Below are 25,484 nucleotides of genomic sequence, written 5' to 3'. Positions count from 1 at the left end.
AACGCAGATCAAGCCATGAACAAGCCCACCTCCCAGCAGGAGGGGCCTGATGAAGCCCAGCTTGACCAACTGCCCGACCAGCTGCCTGAACAGCGCCTTGACGTTTGGTTCTACAATGCGCGCCTAGCTAAGACGCGCGCCTTGACGGCCAAACTGGCAGGCAGCGGCAAAGTGCGCCTCAACGGGCGCAGGCTGACCAAGGCCCACGCCAAAGTGCGCCCTGGGGACGTGCTGACTTTCCCCGCCCCAGGCAACTCGCGGGAAGCGAAGGTTCTGGTGTGGCGTGTGCGCGCTTGCGTGGAACGGCGCGGCCCAGCCAAGTTAGCCCAGCGCCTTTATGCTGCGCTGCCCCCAAACCCAAGCTGAAGGGTTGCCACTGGGGGCTGCGGGCCATCTGGCCGCGCCCTTGCAGGCTGGAGGGGATTGGGCCATAACCAGCCCATTTCCCGGCGGCACTCCCAATGGCTGCTTCCAGCCCAGCCGCCCCTGCTTCGGAGATCAAGTCATGACCTATGTGGTCACGGAAAACTGCATCAACTGCAAGTTCACCGATTGCGTGGAAGTGTGCCCTGTTGACTGTTTCTATGCCGGGGAGAACTTCCTCGTCATCAACCCTGATGAATGCATCGATTGCGGTGTGTGCGAGCCTGAATGCCCAGCGGAGGCCATTTTCCCTGACACGGACGAGCGTTCCGCTGGCTGGCTTGAGACCAACGCCAAGTATGCTTCCCAGTGGCCCAAAATCACCCAGAAGATCCCCGCTATGGCAGAGGCTGACGAATGGGACGGCAAGCCTGATAAAACCCCCCTGCTTTCTCCCAAGCCACAGCAGGGCTGAGCGAGACCGACCTTGGCTCTGGCCCTGGTTTTGGCGCCCTGGGCCTTGGTGGCTTCACGTTTTGGGTCTCAGCTCCGGTTGGCATAGGCTTAAAAGCAGCGCAGCTTGCACAAAGGCCAGCAAAAAGGCGCCCCCCTGGGAGGGCGCCTTTTTCTAATGGGTTTTCGCTAGTGGGGCTGGCCCCACCTGTGCGCTCAGTTGTTGTTGGAGCTAGAGCTGTTCTGCCCCATCAGCGAGAGCAGGAACTGGAACAGGTTGATGAAGTCCAGGTAAAGCGACAGGGCATCGTAAACGCTGCGCTTGCCCAGTTCATCAGGCGGGAGGACGGCGCTCATCTCCTGGTAGCCGATCTTGATGCTTTGCATGTCATAAGCCGTGAAAGCCGTGAACAGCACAACGCCCACGCAGGAAATGACCATAGACATCATGCCTGACGGCCAAATCAGGTTTACCACCATGGCAATCAGAAGCCCAATCATACCCATGAACAGAAAAGAGCCCATGCTGGCCAGTGAACGCTTAGTGGTGTAGCCCCAAAAAGCCACAGCTGCGTAAAGCGCAGCGCAGACAAAGAAGGTGCGCGCAACGGAAACGCCCGTGTAGCACATCACCAAGCTGGCCATGCTGACGCCCATCACCACGCTGAACAGCAGGAACAGCCCTTGGACTGCCTGGCGCGAAAGCCTGTTGAGGCCGAAGGAAAGCACCAGCACGAAAGCCAGCGGCGCCAGGACGGCCACCCAGCCAAGCCCGGTCAGCCCAACGGGGAACAGGCCGCCCTGCGTCATCACAAGCTTGAAGAACGCCCCAGCCAGAGACGTGTGGATAACCGCCCAGGAGGTGAGGCCCGTCAAAGCCAGCCCTGCGGCCATCCAGTTGAAGACGCGCACCAGATAAAGGCGCAGTCCTTCATCAAAGGGGACGGCAGCAGGCTGGGCCATGCCGCCATTGAACTGGTTGAACTGATTGTCCATGAAGTATCGTCCATGTTGAGAGCGTGAGAAAGCGGTGAAGATGTTTTACCACACCTGAAAACGCCGTTGCCACGGCTGCCCCACAGGGTTCTGGCGCAAAGCCGGCATAGGTTTCCAACATGGGGTGGGGAAGTGTTTTGTGCAACCCACCCCGAACCAGGGCGCACCACCGCCAGCGCAACCTGTGCAAGGGGGCTGGCCATGGGGGCATTGGCCTGCCATTGAGGGAGCATGAAGCGTTACACTGCCCTTCTCCTTCCCCCCCCCTCCCTCCTTGGTGAATTGGGGCTGATGCGTGGCGTCCTGCCCAAGGCCCGCTGGGCCAGGCTGGAAAGCCTGCACCTGCCATTGCGCAGCTTCACCCTGCCAGGTCGGCATGAGGCCGCTGCCCTCGACAGCGCGTTGGAACATGTGCGCTGGAAAGCGTTTGACATGACGCTGAGGGAGGTTTTCATCACCCCCCCACCCCCCCATGCCCCCAACCCTGAACTGGGGCTTGAAGTAGGCGCTGCCCCCCCAGGCCCCCTTGAAGCGCTGCAAAAAAAAGTGGAGAACGCCGTCAGGAGCGCAGGCTTGCCTCCCCGCAAAAGCCGCTGGCAGCCCAGGCTCCACCTGGGGGCCATCCCTGAAGGGTACCTTGATGACGCTGTGCGCTGGATGCAGCGCCACAATTTGTTCCGCAGCTTGCCCATGCGGGTGGACCGCTTCTTCATCGCCGAGACCTGGCCAGATCCGGAAGGTCCTGGCGCCCAGATGGAGCTTGCCGGTGTGTTCAGCCATGATGGGCGTCCGCTGGACCTGGAAGACCCCTTGCCTGATGAGGATGACGACATCTACGGCGAAGACGGCATCGCTGATGATGATTTTCTGGCAACGCTTGGCGGGGAAGGGCGTGATGGGGAAGAGCTTGGCGGAACTAGCGCCAGTCAGGGCGGCTGAGCCGCCAGCCCCTAGGCACGCACGGCCCTTCCCCCCCGCGTGAGGCTTTTCAGGCGGCAGGGGCCTTGCTGTGGTCGGTGTCCACCACACCAGTTTGCATGGCTGGTTGGGAGGCTACCTTCACCCGCTGCCTGATGCGCCCTTTGAGGAGGGCAGCCAATTGCCCCCCAGCCCCCAGGGGCTGGAACAGGAATAGCCCCTGGCCAAGTGGCTGGGCGTGTTCAGCGCCCAGGTCCTCGCACACAGGGCGGTAGCACAGCGAATCCTGCACGTAGGCGCAGGGCACCTGTTCCTGCAGGGCGTAATCGCAAGCGCGCCACAGCATGGGAACGCGCCCTTTACGCCGGCCCACTGGCCCCACTAACACCAAATATGGCCCCACATGAGCGCACAGCATGGCCGCGCGTCCGTCATCGTCATAAAGAACGGCGTCTGGGCGCAGCCCCAAAAGGCCCATCACGCGTTCCAGCCCATCACCATCACGCAATTGGCGGCAGTGCTGCGCCTGCGCACTGTCCCAGGGAACAGGGCTTATCCAGCTGCGCCGCATAGCGCCCCACAGCGCCCCGAACACCCCAAGCGCCCCCAACCCCAGGCACCAGCGGCCCACCGTGCTATCGGCGCCGCGTGTCAGCGCTTGCCACCACAGCGCCCCCACATGGTGGCTCAGCAAGCTTGCCGTCATCAGGGCGATGGCGCCCAGCCACAGCAGCAGGGGGGCGATGTGCGCCAGGGAGAACGGCTCCGCCCGCCAGCTGGGCTTGCGGTAATAGCAAGGCCCAAAAGGCAGAAGCACCACAAACACCCCAAGGTCAGCAAGCCAGATTTGCCATGGCGCACCCAAGGCCGGCACCAGTAGGGCAACCACCACCAGCACCCCAAGCGACTGCAGCCTGGCCTGCTTGATGCGCCTGTGCAGGCCTGTGGCCAGCGCCACCAGAACGATGCCCAATGTGAACAGCAGGAAGTCACCCCCCTGCCCTAGTGCCATCCACAGTGCAGAACCAGCTGTGCTGTGGCGGTAGACATGGGTGGCTGGTGGCGCCAACACGGCGTAAAGCGCCAACACACACCCCAGGAGGGTTTGAAGCCCTGTGGCGATGCCAACGGAGAACGTGGCCTCTGACTGGCGAATGAGACCTGCGGAGTGCGCTGAACCAGGGGCTGTGCTGGTGACTGCAGCCTTGGTGGTGGGGGGACCTTCCACCCCTTCTGGCGCGGCCGCTTGCTGGGGGGCGGGCAGGGCGCAAGCGCCTTCCTCCTGGCAGTCCTGGGCGCGCGCTGCTGGGCCTACTATGGCCTTGGCCCCGCGCAGGCGCACCCACAGCTCATGGAAACCAAAGGTGCCGCCCGCCATGAACAAGGGCACCACATAGTAAAATAACCTGAAAACCAGCGCTGAACCTAGAATGCGAGACGCGCTTAGCTCCCCCCCCAAGGCAATGAGGAGCGTGCTTTCAAACACCCCAAGCCCCCCTGGCACGCTGGCCAGAAGCCCAGCACTATAGGAGGCCAGGTAAATGGCCAGAAAGCTGCAGAACGTCAGCGTGCTGCCTTCAGGCAAGGGGCCCAGCACGCACCAGGCGATCAGGGCAGTGGCCGTCATGTCCGCCATGCTAACGGCGATCTGCCCCACAGCTAGGGGGGCGCTTGGCATGGTGAGGCGCCACCGCCCCCAGCGCAGCTCCCGCTGGCGGGACGCTATGAAGATATACCCCCCCAGCACAGCCACGCACAGAAGACCAGCCATCATCACTAAGGGGGTTGGGACCTGGCCCAGGTGGGGCAGGCTGTGGGGGTGCGTTAGGCACAGGAACCCCACCAACCCCAAAAGCCCCAAAATATACATGATGGAGCAGAAAGCGATGATGGAGGCGATGCCTTGCCCCCCAACCCCCCAACCCTGGTAGAGGCGGTAACGCACCGCTGCCCCCGAAATAGCCGAGCACCCCAGATTGTGCGAAAGCACGTAGGAGCAGAAGGCTGCGAACGCCGCGCGCGGCCACCCCACCTGCGCCTTGATGCTGCGGCAAGCCAGGATGTCGTAGAAGGCCAGCACTATGTAAGACAGGACGGTGGCCCCCACCCCCGCCCACAGCGCACTGGTGGGGATGGCGCGCAAGCTAGCCATGATGTCATGGGGGGAGAGGCTCCTGGCTTCATGCCAGATGACCCACACAGCAGCTCCCAGCAGCAGCAGCCCGAAAAGCGCTGGCAGGCGGCGCAGGGCAAGGGTGCGCCACCCTGGCCCAGGGTTTGGCTGTGCGCTCAGGGCGCGGTGCCTTCCTGGCTGGGGGCTTCAGGGGTAGCGGGGGCGCCCAGCGTGCCAGCCAGCCCCCCCCTGATCAGCTGGACGGTTTCAGGCAGGCCGTAAAGGGCTGCGAACACGCCAAAGCGCGGCCCATCGCTTTGCCCTAGCAGAACCTCGTAAAGGCAGCCAAACCAGGCGCGCAGTTCCTTTTTGTCAAAGTGGCGTTTGCCGATTTCAAACACTGTGTTCTGCACTGCCTCAGGAGTGGTGGTGGCTGGCAGGGCCTCAAGCGCGTCAGCCAGTTCCGCCAAGGCCTGGCGTTCGCGCGCGTCTGGGGCGCGGTAGCGCTTGCCTGGCTTGACGCGCTCATTGTAATAGGCCACGGCGCGCTCCACCAAGGCCGCCAGGTAAGGCTGGCTTTCTGGCGAAAGGGCGCTGTCATAACGGCGGATGAACTTCCACAACGTGGCCGCCTCGCTGGCATTGGCCACGCCAGCCAGGTTCAGCAACGTACTGAAGGCGACAGGGCTCCCCGCCCCCTCTGGCACGCGGCCCTGCTGGTCCAGCTGGCCGTGGACAAAGCGCACGGGATTGGCATGGTAGGCAGCGCCCTCTTGGGTGCGGCTGCGCTCAATCAAGCCCAAATACTCATCCGTGGCTTTGGGGATAACGTCAAAATGAAGCCGCTTGGCGCGTGTCGGCGCTTGGAACATGAACTGGCCCAGGCTTTCAGGCGTGCCGTAGCGCAGCCATTCCTCCACAGACAGGCCATTGCCCTTAGACTTGCTGATTTTGCGCCCCTCAGCGTCCAGGAACAGCTCGTAGGTGAGGTTCTCAGGGGGATTCCCCCCCAGGAGGCGGCAAATGCGCGATGAAAGCTTCACGCTGTCCGTCAAGTCTTTGCCTGACATCTCATAATCAACGCCTAGGGCGTACCAGCGCATGGCCCAGTCGGCTTTCCACTGCATTTTGGCGTGGCCGCCATAAACGCTTGTCTCGTGCGTTTTGCCGGTGGCAGGGTCTTTCCAGACCACCGTGCCAGCTTCTGGGTCCGCCTTGATGATGGGCACCTGCATGACCTCTCCCGTCTCTGGGTGGATGGGCAGCACAGGGGAATAAGTGGCGCGGCGTTCCTCACGCAATGTGGGGGCGATGACCTTAACGATGTCGTCATGCACCTCCAGCACGCGCTTGAGGGCAACGTCAAAGCGGCCTGAAGCATAGTAATCTGAGGCAGAAGCGAATTCGTAGTCAAAGCCGAACGCGTCCAGGAAGTCGCGCAGCATGGCGTTGTTATGGGCAGCAAAGCTCTCATGCGTGCCGAAGGGATCGGGGATGCGTGAAAGCGGCTGGCCCAGATGCTTGGCCAGCATTTCCTGGTTGGGCACGTTGCCTGGCACTTTGCGCAAGGCGTCCATATCATCAGAGAAAGCCAGCAGGCGGCTGGGAAGGCCCGTCATCTCCGTAAAAGCTTTGCGCACCCAGGTGGTGCGGGCGACCTCCCCAAACGTGCCGATATGGGGCAAGCCAGAGGGGCCGTAGCCCGTCTCGAACAGGAGGGGGCCGTCCTTCGGTTTCCCCTCCAGACGTTCCACAAGTTTTCGCGCCTCAGCATAGGGCCAGAGGTTGGGGAACCCAGCCTGGGCAGCGCCAAGGGCTTTGGAAACGTTCGCTTGGGAATGGTCTGTCATGGGGTTGGCAACGTCAACGTCTGTAAAGTGGCACTGGCTGGTCTGGCGCGCGCAGGCAGCGCTTGCGCCCCCGCCAGGGTGGAGGACCGGTGGCGTGGGCAAGTGCGCCCAGCAAGCCAAACAGGCCCCTTGTGGCCAGGGGTTGAAATTGGCACCCGGCACAGGATTGTTTTCCGCTATCATGGGGGGCGATGTCCATAGCCCATCACCCCTGACGGGAAAAGCCAGTGCCAGAAAACACCACCCCTGCGAAAAAGGACCCCGTTCAGGCAGCCCCAACTCAGGCTGCCAGCGCTGGCCAGACCTTGCCAGACGACATCAAGCGGCAATGCGCTTTGGGCGCCCTTGAGGGGCTGCCAGCCCTGGTGGCGGGCCACGCTGGCGCTGCCTTGCTCACAGCGGATGGGGAGGTGGTGGAGGGACCATCCAGCACCATCAACCCCTTGCTGCGCACCATGACGCCCCCCGTGCTTCTGCACGGGCCTGCCACGTTGCGCATGCTTGGCTTGCCGCCAGAACCCCAGCCCGTTCCCTGGCTGGATGTACTGGAGCTGTTCCTACTGGTGCGCCCTGGCCAAAGCCCAGCCCCAACGGCCCAGGCCCTGGCGGCAATGCTAGGGGTGGGGGGCGCCGCTGGCCCTGAGGGCCTCCTTGAACTGGCAGCCACTTTGCTGGGGGAGGCTTTGCAGCTGGCGCTGGACCCACAGCGCGGGCCGATTTTCCAGGACTGCCTGCGCCAACTTGACCAGGCAGGCTGGAGCTGGGGCCCCGTTTTGGCGGATCTGCTCATGCAGGCAACGAGCCTGGGCGTAACCCTGCCCCAGCCAGCGCGCCCTGGCAGCGCCCTGGCTGTTGCTGACCGGCTGCCTGAATGGGAGGATGAGCCGCCACGCCCCGTTCCAGGTACACAGCCACTCCTGCCAGGGGAAGCCACCAAACGCCTGGCCAAAATGCGCGGCCCTGGCTTTGAGCCCCGCCCAGGGCAGGAGGCCTACGCTGAACTAGCCGCCCATGCTTTCAGCGAACGCCCTAGCCCAGAGGGCCCAGCCCTCGTCCTGGCGGAAGCCGGCACAGGAACGGGCAAAACGCTGGGTTACCTGGCGCCAGCATCGCTTTGGGCTGCGCGCAACAGCGGCACGGTGTGGATCAGCACCTTCACGCGGCACCTGCAGGGCCAAGTGGCTGCTGAACTGGCCCGCCTCTACCCCGACAAGGCCGAACGCCAACGCAAAGTGGTGGTGCGCAAAGGGCGCGAGAATTACTTCTGCCTTCTGAACTTCACGGAAATCGCCCAGGCCCTCCAAGCGCGCCAACCCAACCAGCAAGGCAGCTTGATGGTGGCGCTGGTACTACTTGCGCGTTGGGCTGAAAGCGGCACGGAAGGGGACCTGCATGGCGGCGACCTGCCAGGTTGGTTCAGCGAGCTGTTCCGCCCCGCCTGGGTGCGGACCATGGCTGACAGGCGCGGTGAATGCCTGCACAGTGCCTGCCCCTTCTACCAATGCTGCTTCATTGAACACAGCGTGCGCCGCGCCCGCCAGGCGGAACTGGTGATTGCCAACCATGCCTTGACCCTTAACCTGGCGTTCTGGCAAGCGCAGGGGGAAGCTTACGGCATGGATGAGAACGGCAGCCCCACGCGCTATGTTTTCGATGAGGCCCACCACCTTGCTCAGGCAGCTGACAGCGTGTTTGGACTTCTGTTCTCTGGTGTGGAGGCATACGAGCTGCGGCGCTGGCTTTTGGGGCGCGAACAAGGACGCGCCCGCGGGCGTGGCCTCAGGCAACGCATGGAAACCATCCTCCAAGCGGTGCCTGAAGCAGCAGCGCCCCTCAACGCGCTTTTGCTGGCTGCGCAAGCAACCTTGCCCCTGCCTGGCTGGCAGGAACGCCTAGCCCAGATCCTGGCGCCTGAGGAACCCGCCCCAGGGCCTGCCACCGTCCTTGCCACTGGGGAAACAGACCCTGGAAACCCTGCCACCCCTTTGGCGGAAAGTCTGCCCCTGCCAGGGGTGGATGGCGGGATGGCCGTCAACAACCCCGCTGAAACCGTGCTGCACGCCTTGGCACGCCAATTGCTGCTGCGCGAGGCCAGCCAGAAGCCGGGCAAAGGCCAGGGCGACCACGGCCAGGACAGCCAGTGCGAACTCCACCCCGCGACAGATGAACTTGCACGCGTGGCGCCTTGGCTGGCGGAGGAGCTCTCCACCCTTTTGGCGCACGTCAACCGCCTGCTGGCCGTTTTGGGGGCCAAGCTGGAGGGCGCGCGCCAAAAGCCTCAGGGGCAGGAAGGGGTGGGTGATGCCCCCCAACCTGGCCAGGATAGCGCGCCAAGTCCCACGCCTGATCCCCCTTTGGACATGGCTACGTTGCAGCTTGTGGCCAGTATCAGGCGTAGCCTGGCCCAGCGCGCCTTGGGACCGCTGACGGAATGGCTGGCCATCATGAAGGCCATCGCCCATCCACCTGGTTTGGAGGAGACGGAGGGGGAGGAAAGTGCCCCCACAGCGCGCATAGGTTACGTGCGCCGCACAGCTGAGCATGACGTGGGGGTGAAGCGCCATTGGCTGGACCCGACAGTGCCCATGGCGCAGGTGCTGGGCAAAAGCGCCCATGGCGTTTTGATGACCTCAGCCACGCTGCGTGACGGTAAGCCAGAACCTGCGCCTGCGGAGGGGACACATTCCACGCCGCACCCAACCCCCTTGCCAGCGCCTGGGGTAACAGCATGGCAACAAGCGGAACGGGCCACAGGCGCTTGCCATTTTAAAACCAGTGCCCTTCATGGCGCAGTCGCAAGTCCCTTTGACTACAGCGCCCAGGCGCGCGTTTTCATCATCACCGACATGGCACCTGGGATGGAGGCGCTGGCCCAGGCTTACCAACGGTTTTTCATGGCATCCCAAGGGGGTGGACTGGGGCTGTTCACAGCCATTGCGCGCCTGCGCGGCGTTTATGAACGCATCAAGGGGCCTTTGGGGGCGGCTGGCATCCCCCTCCACGCCCAGCATGTCAGTGCCATGGGCAACCAAACCTTGGTGGATGTGTTCAGGGAAGACATCAAGAGTTGCCTGCTAGGAACAGACGCCATGCGCGATGGCGTTGACGTGCCAGGGGACGCTTTGCGCCTGGTGGTGTTTGAACGCACCCCCTGGGCGCGGCCAGACATCCTGCACAGGGCACGCAAAAAGCTGCTGCCAGGCAGCCCCCGTGATTATGAGGACAGGCTGGCGCGCATGAAGCTGCGCCAAGCTTTTGGGCGTCTGATTAGGCGTGGCACGGACAAGGGCGTGTTCGCCCTGTTGGACAGGCGCACACCAAGCCGCCTGCTGACGGCCTTCCCACCCACTGTGCCCATTGAGCGCCTGCCCCTGGCGGAGGCCCTGGTGAAAACCCAGCAGTTCCTGAACCCCTAACCATGTGGCCTAGGGTTGGGGTTGGTTTAAGTTAAGTTGGATTGGGCAAAAGCTAACCTAACCAGCCCAACCTTCTTCGAAGGGGCCTGGGCAGGCGCGCAACAACTGCCACCATCATCACAGCTTTCATAGGGGCTGCATAACAGGCACCACCAGGGGCTTCTCAAGGCGTGCCCCTGAAGCAGGCATAAAAAAGCCTGCCACCCCCTGTATAGGGGCAGCAGGCGTTTTGGCGTGCGGAACGCAGCTGGCAGGGGCGTGGCCATGCCCCCACCAAAGCAGCGCTTAACGCTCCTGGGTTTGGCCTGAGCTTAGAAGCCCATGCCGCCGCCCATGCCACCCATACCGCCCATGCCACCAGCAGGGGCTTCGGCCTTGGGCTCTGGGTGATCAGCCACCATGGCTTCAGTCGTGGTCAGCAGACCACCAACAGAGGCTGCGTCCTGCAAGGCCACGCGGGCAACCTTGGCAGGGTCGATGATGCCGGCCTTGACCAGGTCCTTGTAGTCACCGTCCTGGGCGTCATAGCCAAAGTTGTAGTCTGGGTTCTCCAGCACTTTGGAAACGACCACGCCGTCATCAACACCAGCATTGCTGGCGATCTGGCGCAGGGGGGACTGAAGGGCGCGGCGGACGATGTCAACGCCAACGCGCTGGTCGTCATTGGCAGCCTTCACGCTGTCCAGGGTTTTGCTGGCGCGGGCCAGGGCGGTGCCACCGCCAGGGACGATGCCTTCCTCCACAGCGGCGCGGGTGGCGGCCAGGGCGTCGTCAACGCGGTCCTTGCGCTCCTTCACCTCTGTCTCCGTGCCACCACCAACGCGGATGACGGCAACGCCGCCAGCCAGCTTGGCCAGGCGTTCCTGCAGCTTCTCACGGTCGTAGTCGGAGGAGGTCTCCTCCAGCTGCTTGCGGATCTGGGCGCAGCGGTCCTTGATGGCCTGCTGGGCGCCAGCGCCTTCGACAACGGTGGTGTTGTCCTTGTCGATGTGGACCTTCTTGGCGGTGCCCAGCATCTCAGGGGTAACGTTCTCCAGCTTGATGCCGAGATCGTCAGAGACAACCTGCCCGCCTGTCAGGATGGAAAGGTCCTGCAGCATGGCCTTGCGGCGGTCACCGAAGCCAGGGGCCTTGACGGCGGCAACCTTCAGGCCGCCGCGCAGCTTGTTCACCACCAGGGTGGAGAGGGCCTCGCCATCGACGTCCTCAGCCACGATCAGCAGGGGGCGCCCAGACTGCAGCACGGTCTCCAGCAAGGGAAGGATGGGCTGGAGGGAAGAGATTTTGCCTTCGCTGAGGAGGATGTAGGGGTTCTCGAACTCAACCGTCATCTTCTCAGGGTTGGTGACGAAGTAGGGAGAGATGTAGCCGCGGTCGAACTGCATCCCCTCAACAACTTCAAGCTCGGTGTCGGGGGTCTTGGCTTCCTCAACCGTGATGACGCCGTCAGGGCCGACCTTGGCCATGGCTTTGGCGATCAGGTCGCCGATTTCCTTCTCCCCATTAGCGGAGATGGTGCCGACCTGGGCGATTTCGTCAGAGGAGGAGACCTTCTTGGCCTTCTTGGCCAGCTCAGCCACCACTTCCTTCACGGCAGCGTCAATGCCGCGCTTGAGGTCCATGGGGTTCATGCCAGCGGCGACAGCCTTGGCGCCCTCACGGATGATAGCCTGCGCCAGAACGGTGGAGGTGGTGGTGCCGTCACCTGCCAGATCGTTGGTTTTGGAGGCCACTTCCTTGATGAGCTGGGCGCCCATGTTCTCGAACTTGTCGGCCAGCTCAATCTCGCGCGCTACGGAGACGCCGTCCTTGGTGATGCGCGGCGCGCCATAAGGCTTGTCGAGGACGACGTTGCGGCCTTTGGGGCCCAGCGTCACCTTGACGGCATTGGCGAGGGTGTCCACGCCATGAAGCATTTTCTCACGCGCTTTGGCGCCGAACAGAACGTCTTTGGAAGCCATGTCTGTATCCTTCAGTTAGAAGTGGTAGTTCAAAATGATGAAAAGGCGTTTTGGCAAGGCGCCCGCCCTCTAGGGTGCTGGGGCGATGCAGCCCAAGGCCTGCCTCAGCCCAGGATGCCCAGGATGTCGCTTTCCTTCATGATGACGAGCTCGCCGCCATCCAGCTTGACCTCAGTGCCGGACCATTTGCCAAACAACACCTTGTCACCAGGCTTCACCTCCAGGGGGATGAGCTTGCCTTGCTCGTCACGGGTGCCGGGACCAACGGCCACGACCTCACCCTCCATGGGTTTTTCCTTGGCCGTGTCGGGGATGATGATGCCACCAACCGTCTTGTCTTGGCTGTCCAGGCGGCGGAGGAGGACACGGTCGTGAAGGGGACGGAATTTCGTCATGGAACACTCCCTGCTGTAAGGGCGCTGGCCTGTGGCCTTAGCGCCGCGGTCTATGGCAGCGCCACAGCGCCGCCCCATCAAATCAATCTAGGCCATCCGGCCTTCTGTCAGTGGAAATGGTGCTGCCCTTGGCAGGCGTCAAGAACCCTTGGGGGGTGGGAGCGAGAATTTTTCACCTCCGCCTCAGAAAAAAACGCGCACCCTTGCCCCGGGGGCTGAAAAAGGCTGGGATTTTAACCCTGGGCTCCTTTGACTGGCGCTCCTGCCAGCACCCCTTCAGGGCCCTTGCACAGTCTACCCCGTTAAGGAGAACGCCCTATGCCCGCCAAGAACTCAGCCACCGCCGCCCCCCATGGCCAACGCTTGCAGTTGGCTTCCACCACAGGCCCTGTGGCTGGCAAGCCTTTTGAGGCTTGGTCCGCCACCCCGCTGCCTGGCAAGGCCAATGGCGCTGGCATTGTGGTGGTTCAAGAGATCTTCGGTCTGACCGATTTCATCAAAGATGTTTGCCAGCGCCTAGCCAGCCAAGGCTACAAGGTCTTGGCGCCGGCGCTTTACGACCCCATCCGCCCCGGCATCGTGCTGGGCTATGACCAAACAGGGCTGCGCCAAGGCATGGCCTACCGCGCTAAGCTGCCAGCGGGTGCGGCGCTCGCTGAAATTGGCGCCTGCGTTGCGGCCCTCCACAAGGAAGGTTGCGCCAAGGTGGGGGTGGTTGGGTTCTGCTGGGGTGGACGCCTGGCCTGGCAGGCTGCCCAGCATCTGCCTGTCCAGGCGGTTTCAGGCTGGTATGGCGTTGGCATTGACCAAGACCTGGACCCACTGCCCAAAGCCCCTGTGCAGCTTCATTACGGCAAAGAGGACAGCTTCGCCCCCCCTGCCCAGCGCGCCGCTGTGCGCCAAGGCTGCCCGGAGGCCGAAATCCACCTCTACGAAGCTGGCCACGGCTTTGGCTGCACGTCACGCAGTGATTACGTCCCAGCTGCTGCCAAACTGGCCTGGGAACGCACTGACGCTTTCTTTAAGCACCACCTGCTTGGGCAAAGCCAGCCTAACAGCTGAGGGGCCCAGCACCCAAGTGCGCCCAGCCAGGTCAGTTCAGCTAGGCCAGGTCAGTAAGGACCCCAGTCGCTGTCTGCCAGGCCTAGGACGCGCCCTGCCACGGCGTCCAGCCTGGCCAGCATGTCAGGCCGGCGGGCGTCTGGCGGGGTGATGATGGCGTTGTCGAGCGCGCGTTCGGCCTTGTCCAACGGGCGCTCCTTGCCCAAGCGCGGAATCGCCCTGCGCACAAGGGCCGCGGCTTTGCGTGTGTTCTCCTTCATGGCGGCCACCACCATGTCCACGGTCACGTCGCCGTGGCTGTCGTGCCAGCAATCGTAATCGGTCACCATGGCCACGGTGGCATAGTTCATCTCCGCCTCGCGGGCCAGGCGGGCCTCAGGCATGTTGGTCATGCCGATGACGGCACCGTTCCAGGAACGGTAAAGCTCGCTTTCAGCCCTGGTGGAGAATTGCGGCCCCTCAATCACCACATAGGTGCCGCCGCGGCTGACTTTGATGCCCTCCTCCTCAGCAGCGTCTGCCAGCGCTTTGCCTAGGCGCGCGCTCACTGGTTCAGCCATGGAGACGTGGGCGACACAGCCCTCCTCAAAGAAAGTGCGTGGGCGGCCCTGCGTCTGGTCGATGAACTGGTCGACAATAACGAACGTGCCTGGCGCCAGCTCCTCCTTCAAGGAACCGACCGCTGAAAGGGAGAGGATGTCCGTGACGCCAGCACGCTTGAGGGCGTCAATGTTGGCCCTGTAGTTCAACCGGGAGGGTGGCAAGGGGTGACCACGGCCGTGGCGCGGCAGGAAAACGCACTGCACGCCTTCCAGCGTGCCGAAAAGCAGCGCGTCAGATGGGGTGCCCCAGGGGGTTTCGCAAACGCGCCATTCCTTGTTCTGCAGGCCTTCGATTTCATAAAGGCCTGACCCACCAATAACGCCGATCACCGGCTGAACACTGTTCTGCGCGCTCATCTCATCCAACTCCTGCGTGTTCTGCGGTTGTGTGCCTGGTCACTGGCCAGCGCCCCTGGTGGCGGGCGGGGCCATGGCCAGGCATGTGGTGGCGCACCCTAGCGGCTGCGCGCGTGCCTTGCAAAACGCCTTGGGTTTCAAGCCACCCCTTCCACCATGATGTGGGGGCGCCCCCCTTCAGGCAGATGAACGCTGCTCCTAACGCCGTAGACCTCCTCCAGGACGGCTGGGGTGGTAACGCTGCACAAAGGCCCTTGCGCCACCAGGGCGCCCTTTTTGAGGTAGATGCCGTCATCAGCACGTTGAAGGGCAATGTTGAGGTCATGCATGACGATGAGGGTAACCATAGTGCGTGCCGCCGTCTCAGCGCGCACCGCTTCCATCACGGCCACCTGGTGGCGCAGGTCAAGGGCGCTGAGGGGTTCATCCAGAAGCAACATGCGGGGCTGGCGCACAAGGGCCTGGGCCAGGCCCACAAGCTGGCGCTGGCCACCTGAAAGCTCGTCAAGCCAGCAGCCAGCCAGGGCGCCGATGCCCAGCTTCTCCAGCATGGCCAGGGACTGGGCCATGGCTTCCCCAGCGCTGAGCGTGCTTCCTGCGCGCCGCGCCACCATGACGGCCTCCAGCACCTGGAGGTGGATGGGCGGCGGCAGGCTTTGGGGCAGGTAAGCACATTCGCGCGCGCGCTGGGCTGGCGCCAGGGCGCCGAAATCCTGCCCACCCAGCCAAACCTGCCCTAAAGCTGGCACAAGCCCCGCCAAAGCACGCAGCAAAGTGGACTTGCCACAGCCATTGGGCCCCAGGAGCGCCGTCACCACCCCAGGCAGAACAGGCTTGAGGGTCAGTTGGTTAATAACAGGTGGCTTGCGCCCATAACGCACAGTGAGGTCGCGCACCAGAAGCGCGTTGGCGCTGGCGCCATCAGGGGCAGGGATAGTGGGTGGTGCCATGCTGTGGAGACCTCGCTCTGGAACTTGTTTAAGATTCGTTGCGCGTTGGGCGTAGGCCGTGTTCTGGGCCTTTTCGAGGGCAATTTAAGGGGAGACTTCAGGAAGGCCGCTTCAGAACAATGGCCATAAAGAACGGAATCCCCACCAGCGCTGTGACGATGCCAACCGGGATTTGCACCCCTGGCATGATGTTCTTAGCCAGGATGGAGGCCAGCGACATGATGAGCGCCCCGCAAAGCGCAGCGCCAGGCAGGTAGAACCGGTGGTCCTCCCCCAGAAGGCGGCGGGCGATGTGGGGCGCCACCAGCCCCACAAAGCCAATGGTGCCAACAAAGGCCACCGCCAACGATGACAGAACGCTGATGCGCACTAAAGCGCCCAGGCGCAGCCTGCGCACGTCAACGCCGTAGCTGGCCGCCCTGTCCTCCCCCAGGCGCAGGGCGGTCAGGGCGGGGGCCTGGGACCAAGCCCAAGGCAGCATCAACGCGCAGCCACCACCCAGGATGGCGATTTTGCCCCAGTCGGCGCGGGTCAAATTGCCCATGGTCCAGAACACCAGCTCCTGGAGGGCGTCTTGGTCAGCCATGAACTGCATCAGCGAAACCAGGGCCTGGAACGTGAACACAAGCGCAATGCCAAATAAAATAACCATGGAGGCGCTGTGCCCACGCAAGCGGGAAACAACCTCCAGCAGCAACGCCGAACCCATAGCAGTGACGAAGGCCGCGCACGGCACAGCCCAGCTTTCAGGCAGGCCTGGGAAGTGCCACCCCAGAACGATGGAAAGCGAAGCCCCAAAAGCGGCAGCAGCCGATACCCCCAGCGTGAAGGGGCTAGCCAGGGGATTGTCCAGGATGGTTTGCATTTCAGCGCCAGAAGCGCCCAAGGCTAGCCCCACCAGAACCGCCATCAGCGCGTAAGGCAGGCGCAAGTGCCACACGATGACGCTGTCCATCCCGCCAGCATGGGGGTGCAGCAGCGCCTGCGCTAATGCACCAGGCCCCAGCCCTGCCGCCCCAAGGGAGAAGTCCACCAGCATGGAACAAGCAATCAACCCACCCAGAACCAGCAAAATGGCGCTGCGCCTGCGCGCAAGCTGGCGGTAGCGGCGCTGCATGGAGGCCAGCGCGCTTTCGCCAGCACCTGTATTTAGTTTGGCCGTGCTGGGGCTGGCTGTGACTGGGTCCTGCAAAGCTGCCGTCACGGCTGGGCGCCCTGCTTAGCAGGCAAGCTCACAGGGCCAGCCCAGTAGGTGCCAGGGCCAGGCAGCCCATGGAAGCGCGCCTGGATGGTGCGCAGATCGGCCTCAGGGTGGATGGAAGCCGTGGTGCTGGGGTGGAACCAGGTCGCCATGGCCTCAATGGCCAGGATGTTGAAGGGGTTGTCGTAGAAAGCATGCCACACACCCCATGTATGGCCGTCATGGGCTGCTTTGAGGGGGGTGAGGTCAGCACTTTCCAGCAACCGCTCCATGGAGGCGCGCGCTTGCTCCGCGCTAACCATAGCGCCCATCTGCACACCAGGGCCCGTGCTGCCGCCAGGGCGCGTGCCGTCCAGGATGAGGGCATCAGGCTGGGCGGCCATCAGCCATTCCGGCGTGACCTCCCCCATGAAGCCTGGCAGCAACTTGGCGGCCAAATTGTCACCCCCAGCGACTTCAATGAAGGCGCCCATGTTGCCGTTGCCAGCCGTGTGGCAGCAATTAGGGCGCTGGCCGCCCAGCATGTCGATGAAGACGCGCGGCGCTGGGTGTTTGTCCTCAGCTACAGCTTTGCGCACAGCGGACAAGCGGTCCTGGTAGAAGTCAGCGTAGGCTTTGGCCTCCCGCTGGCGGTCAAGCGTCTGTCCCAGGACGAGCATGGAGGGGACGGTGTTCTTCACAGGGTCAGCCCTGAAATCAACGAACACAACGGGGATGTGGGCTTCAGCCAAGCGCTGCGTCACAGGGCCAGATTGGCCTGGGCCATGGCCTGTTGTGCTGAAAATAGCGACGTCTGGGCGCAACTGCAGGATTTTCTCAGGGCTGATGGTGTCAGCTGAGTTGCGGCCAATCACGGCAACGCGTTCGGCCTCAGGGTGGATGGCTTTAAGGGCGTTGTAATTCTGGGCGTCAGAGCTGCGGAACTCCCCCTGCCAACCCACAACGCGCTTGAACAGGCCTTCCCCCTCCAGGGGCTCCAGGGCGTAAATCAGCCGCCCTTCCCCCAGGACGATGCGCTGGGGATGGTCTGGCACCTGCACATGGCGGCCCAAGATGTCGGTCACCTCGCGCGCTTGCAGGGTGCTGGCACCACTCCACCACAGGCCAGCCCCAGCCAGAAACGCTGCAAAAAGGCGCCCTGCCCGCTTGGCGGGGCGAGGATGGGGTGATGTGACCATGGGAATGCTCCAGGGGCTTTGGCCTGCCTTCAAGGGCACCCTAGCGGCAAGGGCACAGGGACGTGAAGGGGATTGAAGGCGCACAGATAAGATGCAGATAAGCTAAAGGTGTTGAGGGGCGCTGGGGCCAGACACAGGACCAGGGCCAGGGGTGCGCCAAGGCCCCGCAATCAACAGCCCAAGCAGTGTGGGGGTTCAGTGTGGGTGGTTGCAGGGCAGTGCCTGGAAGCCCAGCTTGTTGCGAATGGTTCGCATTCTACAAGCAGTAACAGGCCAGCGTCCAGTCAAAGTTTGCACGCCCCGGTATCACCCAGCGCATCCCTTCAGCGCCGCCGCTTGAGGAGGACCTTGATGGCGCCCTTGTTGCCAGGGTCGGGGTGGACTGAAATCTGCACGTGTTGGCGGAACTCGGAGTTCTCCAGCCAATGGCGCGCCTCATGCTTGATTTGCCCCCCGCTGAAGCGCCCAATCCCCGTGATGATTTCAACGCAGCGCATCCCCTGCTCCAGTGCGCGGCGCATAAAAGCGCAAAACACCCAGTAAGCATCAGCAACGCTTAATCCATGCAGGTCACAGCGTGCGTCCACAGCCCGCTTGGCGCTGCTGACATGGCGCACCAAGGCCAGGTTGTTGTGAACCTGTTGGCGTTCAGCTTGGCGGCGTGCCTGTTCAGTCTGAAAGCGCGCCAAACGTTCGCGCCGCCCTTGGTGGTGGCGCGCTGGCCGCAAACTAGCCAGTGACTGCCAGGCTGGTTGTGGCCCTGCCGCCAAGCCTGCCTTGAACTGCAGCCATGCCCCTTCCACCAAGGCCGTTTGTGGGGCCTGCGAAGAGGGTGGGGGGCTGCTAAGCTGAGCCTGGCCATGGTGGTTGTCAGGATTGTTTAAAGGGCTGTTCAAACGCGCCTTGGAAGGGCGCCGGGCTGTGCGGGCACGGCTCTGCGCGCGCACTCCTCCCCTGCCGCCAGCCTTTGGGCCTTCCTTGGGGCCAAGCAAATGGGTGGCCAGGGCGCTGCGGGACGTGGCGCCCAACATCACCTCAGGCAGGAAGCGCCCCCCAAGCCCCGTTTCAGGCGCAGGCGCCGTGCCACTGCGGCGCACGTAATGCCGCCAGAGCTTCGCTTCCTCATCGCGGCCCTGAGCCATGGCGCACTTCCTGCCTGAAGGTTGGTGTTGTCACAAATAACGATAAAGAAAAGTCCTGGGGGTGGCCAAACCAGCCCCTCAAAGGGCGCGCGTTTCGCCCACGCGCCATGTGGGGCCTAGCCCCACACCAGGCACGATGGCGCTTTGGCCTGGGCTGTGGAAAAACCCCCAGCATTCATGGAATTCCGTCAGGGCCTCTGTGCCTTCAGTCAGCTGGCCCTGCTCATTGACAATGCAGCTGACCTGCCACGAGACGACATCGACATCAATGCGGCAGAAGGAGCCCTGCCCGGCTGGCGCGCCCTTGCCACCCTCAACCTCAGCACCTGTAGCTTCACTGGGGTTTTCCACCAGAGCATTAACCACAGTGAGCTTCTCAATGCGTTTGAGGGCGATGCGCGGCTTCAGCCCTTCCTTGGCAAGGCTGTCCAGCTGGGCGGTGAAGGCAGCGAACACCTGCGGCGTCAGTAACGCTTGAAGGGCCTTCCTGTCGCCAGCGCTGTAGGCGGCTAGGACGGCAGCGATGATTTCCTCCGCCTGGTTGAGGAAGGCGCTGGGGCTAAAGCCAGGAATGTATTGAGCCATTTCAGCCAGCGTAGCGGCAAAGCTAACGCCTGCGTCAGGCAGGACATGCTCTGTCGGGGGCGCTGCCTCAGGGCGCGTGGTGGGCAGGGGGGGTGGCTGCAGAACGCCCTTGGGCGCGTCCGGCCCCTGGGGGGCGAGGCTTGCCAAGGGGCGTTGCTGGGGCAGGCCTTGGGCGCCAATGCGCTTGCCCAGCACCCTGTAGAGGCACACCACAAGAACGGAGGCCAGAACAGCCAGCACCACCAGGTCCCAATGAACATGGCTGGCCATGTGTCCCATGTTGTCCATGACAGTTCGTCCCCCATTCTGGCTGACCGGTTCCAGGGCCAGCAGCTGACACTGGAATTGGCTTTGTCAGCTTTGTTCATAACACCAACACCCCGTGTGGCGCCAAGTCCCGCCTGCCAGGGCATACATCCTGGCGACACTGCGGGCACCCTGCACCCACACCCACCCCAACAGCTGGCTAGATGAGGGGTGTTTGGGGGTGAGGTATGGCATTGGGGGCAAGGCTGGGCCATGGTGGCGCCAGTGCGGCAAAGCACTTGCCCAGAACCTTTCCAGGCCCGAAGCCTGGTGTGCCACCCCAAAGGTCCAGCGCGCCAAGCCTGCGGAACTGGTGCTCTGCACTGCCTTTTGCCTACCTGCAAGGCCGCAATCTGGACTGCTACTAGGCCTGCGCCAACCTAGCCTGCGATGCGGCCTCAACTTGAAGGAGCCAACCATGGCTGACAACGACCAAACCCCTGAACAAAACCAGGGCGCCAACCCCACTGGCGCTGAAGGCGCCAACAGCGACATGCCACTGCCCCCCGTCATGCCGCTGGCCGTCAATCTGCAGTACCTCAAGGACCTTTCCTTTGAAGTGCCCCAGGGCGCTGCCACTTTTGCGCGCATGACAACCCCCCCTAATGTCGGTGTGAACATCGATGTCCAGGCCAACCGCCTGGAAAAGGACCGCCCCGTATTTGAGGTCTGCCTCATCATCCGCGTGACGGCCAATGAATCCACCGAGCAGACAATGGGCCAGGCGCCTGACCCCAACGCCGCGCCCGTGTTCATCGCTGAACTGAACTACGCAGCCGTGGTCACCCTTGAAGGCGCCCCCCAGCAGGCCATTGAGCCCATCCTGCTGGTTGAGGTGCCGCGCCTGCTGTTCCCCTTCGCCCGCGCCATCATCAGTGACGTAACGCGTGAAGGCAGCTTCCCGCCCATCACGCTGCAGCCCATTGACTTTGTGGCTATGTGGCAGGCCCGCCAGGCCCAAAACCAGAACTTCCCTGACACCAAGGGCGAAGCCTGATTCCACCAAGCCGTACTCCTTAGGTCTGAAGCTGGGCCTTGGGGCACGGTGTGGGCGCAGCCCACACAACGCGGCCTTCCTAGGAGGTTCTTCCCCCTAGGGGGCGTCCGTCATCACCGCGACCTGGCCCCAGGGCGCGTTTGGGGCGGCAACACCAGCAATGGCGGAGGAGAGGCACCAAGCTTCCACCCCCCTCAGCAGCGCGCTCTCCCCCCCAGGCCAAGCCTTGAGGAAGGCGCGCACGCTTTCGCTTGAGTAAAACACAGCCGCGTGCACCTGCCGTGCCCTAGCCAACGCTAAGGCACGTTCTGGCAGGGCTTGGGCATGGCTGACGCTATAAGCCAGCAACCGCTCCGCCTGCAGCTCCCCAGCCAGCGCGCTGTTGTAAAGGGTGCCATCATCACCGCGCCCAGTCAGCAGGCGCACTCTGCCGCCCACCAGCCCATGCTGGCGGCATAGCTGGGCCAACGCCTGGGCGGTGCCACTGGCCGTGACCACCGCGCCAAAGCCAGCTTGGCGCGCTTGATAGGCGGTTTTGACCCCTACCACCCACAGCGGCAGCGTGCGGGGGGCGTTGGCCAGGAAAGGCAGCGCCTGGGCGCTGGTCAGGGCCACAGCTTTACAGCCCGCAGCCAGGAGGGTGCGCCAAAAGCCCTCCCCTGGGGCCGGTACGGGCGTAATGGCCAAAGCTGGTGCAGCCACGGCCTGCCAACCAGCCCCCTTCAAGGCCGCCATGGTGCGCCCCAGCCCTGGCTGGGGCCTGGTAACCAACACATGACGCCCCTGCCCAGCAAGGAAGTCCTCAGGCCCTGCAAGGGGGTTCACCCATCCCCAGCCCTCCTGGCCTGATGGGGGTTGGCGTTGCTTTTCAGCTTCAGCGCGGTTTTGCATGGTTACCTAGAGTGGGCACCAGGAAGGCGGCACCAACCCAAGGACGCTTACCCAAGGGTACTTCAAGGGGCGGTAATGGCAGCGAACTGCGCTGGCGGCGTCTCCGCCCGCAGGCGCGCCGCCAAGCTGCGGCCCAGGGCTGCGGCCTCACGCAAGGTGGATTGCGCATGGGCGCGGCGTTCAAAGCGACCATCTGGGGTGGAAAGGACGCTTTCCATGTGCAACCGCCCCCGCTCCATAACCGCATAAGCGCCCACAGGGGTGCGGCAGGAACCGTCAAGCTCCGCCAGGAAAGCGCGCTCAGCTGTGGCGACTGCGCGCGATTCAGGGTCTTCCACCGCCGCCAGGAGCTCACGCAACTCATGGTCTGATTCGCGCACCGTCACCCCAACGATGCCCTGGCCAGATGCCGGCACCATGACGTCTGGTGGCAGGATAACGTCAGCGCGGTCCGCCATGTCCAGGCGGCGCAGCCCCGCCAGAGCCAGCAGCGTGGCATCGCACGCACCCGCCTGCAGCTTGTCGATGCGCGTTTGCACATTGCCGCGCAGCAGGCAGAAGCGCAGATCTGGCCTAGCGTGGAGAAGCTGTGCCTGCCTGCGCACTGAGGAGCAGCCAATCATCGCCCCCTCAGGCAGGCACGCCAGAAGATCCCCAACGCTGCCAGCCTTGGCGCGCGCGGCTTTGGAACGGTCACGCAGGAGGAGGGCGTCACGCGCATCCTCCCGCCGCAACGTGCACCCCAGGACGATGCCAGGCGGCAACTCCGTTTCCAAATCCTTGAGGCTGTGGACGGCCAGATCGATTTTGCCTTCAAGGAGGACGTCGTGGATCTCACGCGAGAACAGGCCCTTGCCGCCGATGTCCGCCAGGCGCGCCACCTGGTTGCGGTCGGCGATGGTGGTCATCTGCACTTCCTTAATGGCGCCCATATCCCGCAGGCGCGGGCAGAACCTGGTCAGGCGCGCTACGAAGGCACGTGTTTGCACCAGCGCCAGGGGGGAGGCGCGCGTGCCCACGCGCAAAGGCAGCTTCAAGCTGCTGTGGCGTGCGCGGCCGTGACCGTGGCCACGCAGGAGGGCTTCAGCGGCAACGTGCAGCAGTGCCTCTGAAATCTGGAATGACTGCACGTCCTCAGGTAATGATGTATTCATAATGAATCTTTAAACCCACCTAAAGCGCTTGTCATGTGCCAGCTGATAACGGCGCGCCAGGCACGGCCAGGTCTGCGCCAACCATGGCAGGATTGCCACAGCAGCTAAAGGCCAACCCACTTGGTCAGGCCTGGCCTACCAAAGCCGTGCGGGGGCGGCAAGGTTTTCCAGGCCTGGAAGGGGGCTGTGCCTTTTCATCAAGGCCGCTTTGTGCTGCATGTGGCACTTATGACGACAACCCCCACCGAGCCTTCCCCATCTCCATCCACCCTGAGGGTGCTGGCCATTGAGAGCTCCTGTGACGACACAGGCTGTGCCATCCTCGATGGCAACGGCACTATCCTGGCGGAGGGGCTGCACACCCAGCAAAGCCATGCCGCTTTGGGTGGCGTCGTGCCTGAGATCGCCGCGCGCGCCCACTTGGCCATCCTGCCAGGCCTGGTGGCCCAAACCCTGGCGGATGCCGGTCTGGGATTGAGGGACGTCAGCATTTTCGCGGCCACGACTGGCCCTGGGTTGATTGGCGGCGTTGTTGTGGGCTCCACTTACGCCAAAGGCATGGCGTTGGCGCTGGGCAAGCCCTTCATGGCCATCAACCACATTGAAGGGCACGTCTTAGCGCCGCGCTTGGCCGCGCATTTGGCAGGGGACACGCCCCCTGCCTTCCCTTACCTGGCGCTGCTGATGTCAGGTGGCCACAGCCAGTGCGTTCTGGTCATGGGGGTGGGGCGCTACAAGGTTTTGGGTGGCACCATTGATGATGCTGCTGGCGAGGCCTTCGACAAAGCCGCCAAGATGCTGGGCCTTGGCTGGCCTGGCGGCCCTGCGCTGGAGGTCCTGGCGCGCCAGGGCGACCCGCGCGCCCACGCGCTGCCCAGGCCCCTTTTGGGGCGGGCGGGATGTGACTTCTCCTTCTCAGGCTTGAAGACGGCGGTGGCGCGCCTGCTGGAACCGTGGAATGGGCCTGATGGGCTCCAAGCGCTGCCCCAGGCTGCAGCTGCCGACATAGCAGCCAGCTTCCAGCAAGCTGTGGGCGATTGCCTGGTGGACCGCCTCAATCACGCCTTCGCCCAGTGCGCTGCAAACAACATCCCCCTGACAACCCTGGTGGTGGCTGGCGGCGTGGCAGCCAACCAGAACCTGCGCGCCAGGCTGGCTGGCTGTGCTGAGCGCCACCATGTGCGTTTTGAAGCACCCCCTCTGCGCCACTGCACCGACAACGCCGCCATGATTGGCTGGGCTGCACTAGAGCGCCTGCGCGCCAGGGGGTGGGGCCAACGCGCTACCGCCGCCCTTACGGTGGTTGATGAGCTAACCACGCCTGCGCGCCCGCGCTGGCCGCTTGAAGAGCGGGGGCCAGAGGGCCCATGATGCCGCCACCAAAGTTGACATCACCTAAGATGACATCAGAAAAAGCCGGCCCCCGCCCCATGGGCCCGCATAGTGCCTGCCAGCCTGTTTTCAAGGAGTCACGCCCATGAGCCTGGCCTTCCCCATGCCTGCCACACAACCGCAATTGCCCCCTGTTGACGACGCACACCTGCCCCACATCGCCGTGATCGGGGCAGGGGCGTGGGGGGTGGCGCTTGCTTGCGCTATGGCGTCCATCGCGCGGGTTTCGCTGTGGGGGCGCACGCCCATTCCGCCTGGCAGCCGCACGGCGCCGCGCCTGCCCTCGGTCACTTTGCCAGCGCGCGTGCAGCCTGTTGTGGATCTGCCCCATGAGGCCGACTGCGCGCTTTTGGTGGTGCCAACCCAGGCCCTGCGCACGGCAAGCCGCACCCTCCATCCCATTTTGGCGGCTGAATGCCCCGTCATCACCTGCTGCAAAGGGCTGGAGCAAGGAACGGCCCTACTGCCGCTGGAGGTACTGGCCGAGACCATGCCAGACCGCAAGCGCGCTGTGCTCTCAGGGCCCAATTTCGCCATTGAGGTCGCCAAGGGCCTGCCAGCGGCCGCCACACTAGCCGCCAGCAGCCGCGTTTTCGCGCAGGAGATGGTGACGCGCCTCAGCACCCCTGACTTCAGGCTTTATGTCAGCACAGATCCCCTTGGGGTGCAGCTTGTCAGCGCGGCCAAGAACGTCATCGCCATCGGCGCTGGCATCTGCATAGGGGCAGGCATGGGGGAGAACGCGCGCGCCGCCCTCATCACCCGCGCCTTGGCTGAGCTGGCGCGCCTGGTGGAGGCCATGGGGGAGAACGCGCGCAGCGTCTACGGCTTGGCTGGCGCAGGCGACCTCATTTTGACCTGCACGGGCGCTGGGTCGCGCAATTACAGCCTGGGGGTGGAGCTGGGGCGCGGCACCCCCCTTGAAACCATCCTGGGGCAGCGCACCACCGTGGCTGAAGGGGTGCTGACAGCCCCAACCCTGCGCCAGGTCGGCCCGCGCTATGGTGTGGAAACACCCATCATCGAGGCCGTCTCGCGCTTGCTGGCGGGGGAGCTGACCCCAGAGCGCGCCAGGGCGGAGCTTTTCGGCCGCCCCACCGCTGCTGAGTGAGGCCTGACCTCCCCAAGGCAGCTGGGCAAAGCCAGCGCCAGGCGCGCCTGGGTAACGCGCCACACTTGACCACACCACCATGAAGGGGCCG

21 protein-coding genes are annotated in these 25,484 nt (G+C 63.8%); 8 read left to right on the top strand and 13 right to left on the bottom strand.

Features of this window, described 5'->3' with window-relative positions; translation table 11 throughout:
• Nucleotides 1–15 precede the first annotated feature (15 nt).
• Entirely contained in the window at nt 16–366 is a 351-nt protein-coding gene (locus tag E3E12_RS06885) for an RNA-binding S4 domain-containing protein (protein WP_141443643.1), read from the top strand.
• 139 nt (nt 367–505) lie between these two features.
• Nucleotides 506–838, top strand: a complete 333-nt coding sequence (gene fdxA / locus E3E12_RS06880; protein ID WP_141443642.1) for a ferredoxin FdxA — start codon at nt 506–508, stop codon at nt 836–838.
• Between the two features lie 194 nt (nt 839–1,032).
• On the opposite strand, the gene E3E12_RS06875 is transcribed toward fdxA, so the two are convergent.
• A complete protein-coding gene (locus E3E12_RS06875; protein ID WP_240810472.1) occupies nt 1,033–1,812 on the bottom strand; it encodes a Bax inhibitor-1/YccA family protein in 780 nt (259 codons plus the stop codon).
• A 231-nt stretch (nt 1,813–2,043) separates the two neighbouring features.
• Between E3E12_RS06875 and E3E12_RS06870 the strand changes: the two genes are divergently transcribed.
• Complete coding sequence (locus E3E12_RS06870) at nt 2,044–2,751, top strand: 2'-5' RNA ligase family protein (RefSeq protein ID WP_141443641.1); 708 nt, start codon at nt 2,044–2,046, stop codon at nt 2,749–2,751.
• A 49-nt stretch (nt 2,752–2,800) separates the two neighbouring features.
• Here the strand turns inward: E3E12_RS06870 and E3E12_RS06865 are convergent, their stop codons facing one another.
• Together E3E12_RS06865 and E3E12_RS06860 are read right to left on the bottom strand one after the other, a co-directional pair.
• Nucleotides 2,801–4,945, bottom strand: a complete 2,145-nt coding sequence (locus E3E12_RS06865) for a lysylphosphatidylglycerol synthase domain-containing protein (RefSeq protein ID WP_286206916.1) — start codon at nt 4,943–4,945, stop codon at nt 2,801–2,803.
• Nucleotides 4,946–5,019: 74 nt separating this feature from the next.
• Nucleotides 5,020–6,693 carry a lysine--tRNA ligase gene (locus tag E3E12_RS06860; protein ID WP_141444163.1) on the bottom strand — a complete coding sequence of 558 codons (1,674 nt, stop codon included), beginning with the start codon at nt 6,691–6,693 and terminating at the stop codon, nt 5,020–5,022.
• Between the two features lie 227 nt (nt 6,694–6,920).
• Between E3E12_RS06860 and E3E12_RS06855 the strand changes: the two genes are divergently transcribed.
• The gene (locus E3E12_RS06855; RefSeq protein WP_240810470.1) at nt 6,921–10,109 is read left to right on the top strand and encodes an ATP-dependent DNA helicase; all 3,189 of its coding nucleotides are present in this window, start codon (nt 6,921–6,923) and stop codon (nt 10,107–10,109) included.
• 311 nt (nt 10,110–10,420) lie between these two features.
• On the opposite strand, the gene groL is transcribed toward E3E12_RS06855, so the two are convergent.
• A complete protein-coding gene (groL, locus tag E3E12_RS06850; protein WP_141443639.1) occupies nt 10,421–12,070 on the bottom strand; it encodes a chaperonin GroEL in 1,650 nt (549 codons plus the stop codon).
• Between the two features lie 104 nt (nt 12,071–12,174).
• A complete protein-coding gene (locus tag E3E12_RS06845) occupies nt 12,175–12,465 on the bottom strand; it encodes a co-chaperone GroES (protein ID WP_141443638.1) in 291 nt (96 codons plus the stop codon).
• A 318-nt stretch (nt 12,466–12,783) separates the two neighbouring features.
• Between E3E12_RS06845 and E3E12_RS06840 the strand changes: the two genes are divergently transcribed.
• Nucleotides 12,784–13,527, top strand: coding sequence for a dienelactone hydrolase family protein (locus E3E12_RS06840; RefSeq protein WP_141443637.1), 744 nt, complete (start codon nt 12,784–12,786; stop codon nt 13,525–13,527).
• Between the two features lie 50 nt (nt 13,528–13,577).
• Here the strand turns inward: E3E12_RS06840 and E3E12_RS06835 are convergent, their stop codons facing one another.
• The 6 genes from E3E12_RS06835 to E3E12_RS06810 form a co-directional block, all read right to left on the bottom strand.
• Nucleotides 13,578–14,486, bottom strand: coding sequence for an S-methyl-5'-thioadenosine phosphorylase (locus E3E12_RS06835; protein WP_141443636.1), 909 nt, complete (start codon nt 14,484–14,486; stop codon nt 13,578–13,580).
• Nucleotides 14,487–14,623: 137 nt separating this feature from the next.
• Nucleotides 14,624–15,436 carry an ABC transporter ATP-binding protein gene (locus tag E3E12_RS06830; protein WP_141443635.1) on the bottom strand — a complete coding sequence of 271 codons (813 nt, stop codon included), beginning with the start codon at nt 15,434–15,436 and terminating at the stop codon, nt 14,624–14,626.
• 97 nt (nt 15,437–15,533) lie between these two features.
• A complete protein-coding gene (locus tag E3E12_RS06825; protein ID WP_141444161.1) occupies nt 15,534–16,553 on the bottom strand; it encodes a FecCD family ABC transporter permease in 1,020 nt (339 codons plus the stop codon).
• Between the two features lie 83 nt (nt 16,554–16,636).
• Entirely contained in the window at nt 16,637–17,815 is a 1,179-nt protein-coding gene (locus E3E12_RS06820; protein ID WP_141443634.1) for an ABC transporter substrate-binding protein, read from the bottom strand.
• Nucleotides 17,816–18,138: 323 nt separating this feature from the next.
• Nucleotides 18,139–18,957, bottom strand: coding sequence for a Smr/MutS family protein (locus E3E12_RS06815; protein ID WP_141443633.1), 819 nt, complete (start codon nt 18,955–18,957; stop codon nt 18,139–18,141).
• Nucleotides 18,958–19,035: 78 nt separating this feature from the next.
• Nucleotides 19,036–19,830, bottom strand: a complete 795-nt coding sequence (locus tag E3E12_RS06810; protein WP_141443632.1) for a Tim44/TimA family putative adaptor protein — start codon at nt 19,828–19,830, stop codon at nt 19,036–19,038.
• A 511-nt stretch (nt 19,831–20,341) separates the two neighbouring features.
• On the opposite strand from E3E12_RS06810, the gene secB reads away from it, so the two are divergent.
• Entirely contained in the window at nt 20,342–20,845 is a 504-nt protein-coding gene (secB, locus tag E3E12_RS06805; protein WP_240810625.1) for a protein-export chaperone SecB, read from the top strand.
• A 96-nt stretch (nt 20,846–20,941) separates the two neighbouring features.
• Here the strand turns inward: secB and E3E12_RS06800 are convergent, their stop codons facing one another.
• Together E3E12_RS06800 and hemC are read right to left on the bottom strand one after the other, a co-directional pair.
• The gene (locus tag E3E12_RS06800; protein ID WP_141443630.1) at nt 20,942–21,736 is read right to left on the bottom strand and encodes a uroporphyrinogen-III synthase; all 795 of its coding nucleotides are present in this window, start codon (nt 21,734–21,736) and stop codon (nt 20,942–20,944) included.
• 62 nt (nt 21,737–21,798) lie between these two features.
• Complete coding sequence (gene hemC, locus E3E12_RS06795; RefSeq protein ID WP_141443629.1) at nt 21,799–22,890, bottom strand: hydroxymethylbilane synthase; 1,092 nt, start codon at nt 22,888–22,890, stop codon at nt 21,799–21,801.
• 228 nt (nt 22,891–23,118) lie between these two features.
• Between hemC and tsaD the strand changes: the two genes are divergently transcribed.
• Nucleotides 23,119–24,261 (top strand): tRNA (adenosine(37)-N6)-threonylcarbamoyltransferase complex transferase subunit TsaD, encoded by a 1,143-nt coding sequence (gene tsaD / locus E3E12_RS06790; protein WP_141443628.1) that lies wholly within the window; start codon nt 23,119–23,121, stop codon nt 24,259–24,261.
• Nucleotides 24,262–24,385: 124 nt separating this feature from the next.
• Nucleotides 24,386–25,393 carry an NAD(P)H-dependent glycerol-3-phosphate dehydrogenase gene (locus E3E12_RS06785; protein ID WP_141444160.1) on the top strand — a complete coding sequence of 336 codons (1,008 nt, stop codon included), beginning with the start codon at nt 24,386–24,388 and terminating at the stop codon, nt 25,391–25,393.
• Nucleotides 25,394–25,484: the final 91 nt, after the last annotated feature.

It is taken from the genome of Formicincola oecophyllae (assembly GCF_006542395.2).
GTDB lineage: Bacteria > Pseudomonadota > Alphaproteobacteria > Acetobacterales > Acetobacteraceae > Formicincola > Formicincola oecophyllae.
This window is presented reverse-complemented; position numbering and strand designations above follow the sequence as displayed.